Origin of the sequence: Barnesiella sp. ET7 (assembly GCF_024733785.1) — a bacterium.
GTDB classification, from domain to species: Bacteria; Bacteroidota; Bacteroidia; order Bacteroidales; family Barnesiellaceae; genus Barnesiella; species Barnesiella merdigallinarum.
This window is the reverse complement of sequence record NZ_JANRHM010000032.1, coordinates 1-4,679: the sequence shown is the minus strand read 5'-3', so window position 1 is coordinate 4,679 and position 4,679 is coordinate 1. Positions and strand designations below refer to the sequence as shown.

General features: G+C 40.3%; 4 protein-coding genes. 1 reads left to right on the top strand and 3 read right to left on the bottom strand.

What is annotated here, in order from left to right:
• The first annotated feature begins 871 nt into the window (after positions 1-871).
• Positions 872-2,236 (top strand): hypothetical protein, encoded by a 1,365-nt coding sequence (locus NW211_RS13550; protein WP_258328232.1) that lies wholly within the window; start codon positions 872-874, stop codon positions 2,234-2,236.
• Between the two features lie 75 nt (positions 2,237-2,311).
• Here NW211_RS13550 and NW211_RS13545 read toward each other — a convergent pair whose 3' ends face one another.
• From NW211_RS13545 to NW211_RS13535, 3 genes are all read right to left on the bottom strand, one after another.
• Positions 2,312-2,602: a DUF4120 domain-containing protein gene (locus NW211_RS13545; RefSeq protein ID WP_258328231.1), complete on the bottom strand. Its 291-nt coding sequence runs from the start codon at positions 2,600-2,602 to the stop codon at positions 2,312-2,314.
• A 21-nt stretch (positions 2,603-2,623) separates the two neighbouring features.
• Positions 2,624-3,115 carry a hypothetical protein gene (locus tag NW211_RS13540; protein ID WP_258328230.1) on the bottom strand — a complete coding sequence of 164 codons (492 nt, stop codon included), beginning with the start codon at positions 3,113-3,115 and terminating at the stop codon, positions 2,624-2,626.
• Between the two features lie 219 nt (positions 3,116-3,334).
• Positions 3,335-4,679 (bottom strand): TraM recognition domain-containing protein (locus NW211_RS13535; RefSeq protein ID WP_258328229.1); only part of this gene is annotated, 1,345 nt, incomplete at its 5' end.

Below are 4,679 nucleotides of genomic sequence, written 5' to 3'. Positions count from 1 at the left end.
AACGGTGGAATATTTGCCGTTCTTGTTGATTTCGGATACCGCTTGAATGAGCAGTTCCATTTTGTCTAAAACCAGCACGATGTCGCTCATCTGCGGGTTCTCGGTGACTTGTGTTTTTGAGGGGTCATCCCTTACATTTTTCTTTGCCATAACTGTGAGTTTTTAGCGTTAATAACTAATGTTGTCACCGCAAATATATATAGCAAAATTTGATAAAACATTGACATTTAAGTCGTTAGACTATACAAGTCATAAGGTGTCATCACTTGTCATAGCAGGCAGGAAAGCGAAGACACGAAAAAGGGCAAAACAAGGGTGAAAAGAGGGAAAATGCTCCACACTAAAACGAGGGTGAAAAGAGCGAAAAACGAAGGCAAAAAAATGTACGAGAAAAAAGCGGTGGTATGACCGAAAAAAATAACTTTTGTAATATGCAGAGTTGAGAGCTGAGCTGCTTTTGTCCCCACTTAAAAAATCGGGCACTAAAAAGATGGCGGTGGTTGATAGACCTTATAATGAAATTATAGATATAGCAGTCAGGTTGAGAATAGATATGCGGCATATCTTACCGCAATGGATTTTGACCTGATGTACTATGCGTCGTAGGTCGCTTCGCTTGCTAAGTCCCAACCTCTGTCTCAACTCGGACGGCGATACCGGAGCGTTTTTTCGGGTGAAAAATTATCGCAGAGAATTTTTTGCCCGAAAACCCTCGGCTCGAACGTGGAGGTATTGTCCCTCCGAGTTAACTTCTTGAAGGGACTTTGCGAGTGAAGCGGGATTTTCACGCTACATACACTTTTTGTAGCCCTATCTGTCTTGCATTCGTAAAAAACGGAGTAATTTTGTATCAGTTAAAATATTAAGTGGTATGAAAAGATATAATAGAGAAGCGAAGGGTGGATACTATACTCCTTCATTTTTAACGATGAATATTGATTCTAATGAGAATTTTGAAGATATAATGACGGCAAAAGGAGTATCCGAAAGATCGGAAGCTTTATTTCTTCATGAATATATACATCTCTTACAAGATATAACATCTGTTTCTGGTCTTGTCAATATATGTGTTGTTGTTGATTATATGAAATGGGCGACCAATATAACAAAACAAGGTGTATTAAAAGTTCCTTGTATCCCCGTTATTGAGGATGGAAAAAATTTATTACCTAATGCTCAATTAAAAAAGATTTGCACAGGGAGTGGAACTTTGAAGGATTCATACGGCAATCCCATTGTATGGCAAGAAACATTAGGGGTACATCTTGAGAAAGCAGGAACAACTATAGACTGGAAATATATTGAAGCAGATTTACAATTAGTAATTGAGATTAAGGCTACGAATGGTAATACATATTCGTACCATGTAGGTGAACATTGTATCTCAGAAACAATGGCTTACATGATAGAAAATACTATATATAACAATGTCATTGAATCTCCATCAGATTTTCCGTATAGAGTTGTAAATTATGTATGTGATTATTTAATGCCAGGATTTTCTCAAGATCCTTTAAATGTAATTGCCTTATGTGATGCTTGCCTTATGCATTCATTTCCTGGCAGGGCTTTATATTATGGATTAAATATTTTAAAAAAGTATGAGAATTTAACTCCTGAAGGAGTATATAATATCATGGTAAGTCCTCAATTATTGCAAGAAACAGGTGTTCCTCAAAACCTTACAATTGAACATTTGTTGAAAATCCGAAAAGACGATGCAGTAAATCAAATGAGTGGATATTTTACTGCAAACTATGATTCTATGATAACATGGACAACTCAAATGTTGGAAGCTGCTTATGCAATAAGAATGAAGAATCCATATTTCATGCTTGAAATTGCACGGGGAGGAGATATCAGGAATAATAAAGCGTTTATAGATGTTCTTAATGAAATAGGATGCCCTGTAATTATGAATAATCAGAACAACATGGTTTACATCAGAAATAATAATATTAAAGATAATGTACATCCTCCAGTCTTTAATGTTATAAGCCAGATATATTCAATAATGAATCGTAATGTCCTTGAACATAACACTTATAAGTGTCAATTGATGGACTGGTGTCATAAAGATTTTCTTACAACAGGACAAAAGGACTTAACCACGGATGGAGATTCATGTAGATATGCTCCATGGGAACGAGTAAGGGAGGAAGATATTCATCAATGTTATTTTGGTCAAATATGGTATACATGGGGGTTAAAAGATGTTATCCCAAATAATGAATAGAAAAATTAAAGCCAACTTAAATCTGCACATGGGCAGACCTAAGTTGGCTTTATCAATTTAAGTAATTGGTGTTATCTATGTGTGTATAGTCCACCCGTGAATAGGATTCATCAATACAGCAAACGATTGGTCGGGCTGTCCGTGGTAAAGCAAACCTCCTACAATGCCCGTTCTTCCATCGGGATATACCTGTCGGAAACCGAATGAGTGAGGTGCAGAGTCATAGTAGAGTTCAATCTCACACGGACAATTCGGGTTCTGTTCCCATTGTTTCAAACGGTCAATACATTTTTGCAGCGTGTCGTTCTTGATTTCCTTTGCGTAGGCAATAGCCTTGTCATAACGCTCTTGACATAAAATCTTCATACTCGATATGTTTTAAGGGGTTTATAATAAATCTTCATATACTCCGAAGCCGTAGCAATCGGCAATGTAAAAGTCTTCACTACTATTCTCTGCAAGTGACTTCATATCTTCCAGCGTGTCGCAATAGAAGAAAATGTCATCATCCTTTTCGGTTTCTGCATCCATTCCTATAGCAATACGCACTTCAACGGTATCGTAGTTGTCATTATAGCGGATAAGGCAATCGGCATAGTGAGGCTCGATACCTCGCTCTGTAAAGAACTTCAAGCATTGGCGACTTATCTCTTTTCTGACTGCATCGGGTTTCTTCCAATCGGAGTCATCAATAATCTCCAATCCCATACCTTCCACGACCAAACAAGTGCCACCATTGATGTTTGTCATTAGTGTACGCTTGCCTAAATGTTTCTCTCTAATATCGGCCCAATTGGGGATATCCCATCTTTCGTTGGTCCATACTCCGCGATAATCTTTTGGCACACGGAGATACTCTGATAATGTCATTCTAATCATAGTCAATCATTATATAAGTTATACATATTACAGGCGAAGCACTGTATTCTATTTCTTTACCGCCTTGACTGTTCCGGGCAGGATTGTGCAAGGTTGGCGGGAAAAATACCGCAAGCCCCGTGGGGCGAGGATGATTTTTCCACGACACCCACAGGGCTTGACCTTGCTCAATCCGAAAGGCACGGGACAACCTTTGCGGTAAGAAATAGGATACAGATTCTAATCGTTATCCTCTTCGTCCTTCTCGTCTGGTAACAATCGTTTACGCAATTCAGGATCAGCCTTTATACGCTCCATCTCATCTTGAACTATCTGCTCAACCTCGTCTTTGATACGAGAATAGTTACGCTCTATCTGCTCCTGCATAATGTCATTTCCGTTCTCGTCCTTGAACTCGTTTACGATAGGAATCTTCTTGTATGCCTTTATCTCGGCATTGACCTTTGCACTATCCACGATGATGCGTGAGTGGAAAATCTTTTGGTCAATCTCCTCGCCGAAGTTATCCGCCACGCTACCCACGAATGTACCTTGCGAGAGGTTGGAAATCTTTGAGGCAGGGATAAGGAAGTCCAACTGCGTGTTGATAGAGGTTGATGTGTCCTGACGGTTGATAGATACCGACTGACGCTGCTGGAGTATCTTGCCGAAACGCTCCGAAAGGTTTTTGGCTGTTTCACCTACCACCTGTCCGCTGAAGATATTACCCACCGTATTTTGGATAACCTTCGCCTCCTTGTCGCCATAGTCACGAGCCAACTGCGAGTAGTCCTGAAAACCGAGACAAACTGCTACCTTATTGCTTCGTGCAGTAGCAATGAGGTTGTCGATACCACGAAAATAGATTGTCGGCAACTCGTCAATGATAATAGAACTCTTCAACTGACCCTTCTTGTTTACCAACTTCACGATACGGCTGTTGTATAGTCCGAGTGCCGCAGAGTAGATATTCTGACGGTCGGGATTGTTGCCTACGCAGAGTATCTTCGGCTCATTGGGATTGTTCAAGTCGAGGGTAAAGTCATCGCCCGTCATCACCCAATAGAGCTGCGGAGAAATCATTCTCGAAAGCGGAATTTTGGCACTTGCTATCTGGCCTTGGAGCTGATCTTGGGCTCCACCTTTCCATGCGTCCATAAATGGAGATAGGTAGTTTTCCAATGAAGGATAAGATGTCAGAATAGTAAAGATATCCGCATACGGTTTGTTTAGGAACTCAATCGTATGTGGGAAGGTACAATACTTACCCTCCTTGTAGATTCTCAGATACCAGATAATCGCAGCCAAAAGGATAATCGGAGATTCCACAAAGAAGTCGCCCAGCTTCTGAATCCATGTCTTGTTAAGGTTCAACATTATCGTGTACGCACTCTCATAGGCATCGCTGATATCAACCATAAACTTAGGGTTGATAGGATTACAGCGGTGTGAGCGACGCGGGTCGTCAAAGTTGATGACATAGAAACTCGGCTTTACCTTGTACTTGTCGATATTCTTCAACAGCTCGTTATAGGCAATAACCGATAGGTCATCAAACTTGTAGTCGTAGATGTATGTGGCAAAG

Excerpts from the sequence above, each read along its gene's own strand:
- NW211_RS13540 (WP_258328230.1), bottom strand. The coding sequence starts at position 3,115 with ATGATTAGAATGACATTATCAGAGTATCTCCGTGTGCCAAAAGATTAT.
- NW211_RS13545 (WP_258328231.1), bottom strand. The coding sequence starts at position 2,602 with ATGAAGATTTTATGTCAAGAGCGTTATGACAAGGCTATTGCCTACGCA.
- NW211_RS13550 (WP_258328232.1), top strand. The coding sequence starts at position 872 with ATGAAAAGATATAATAGAGAAGCGAAGGGTGGATACTATACTCCTTCA.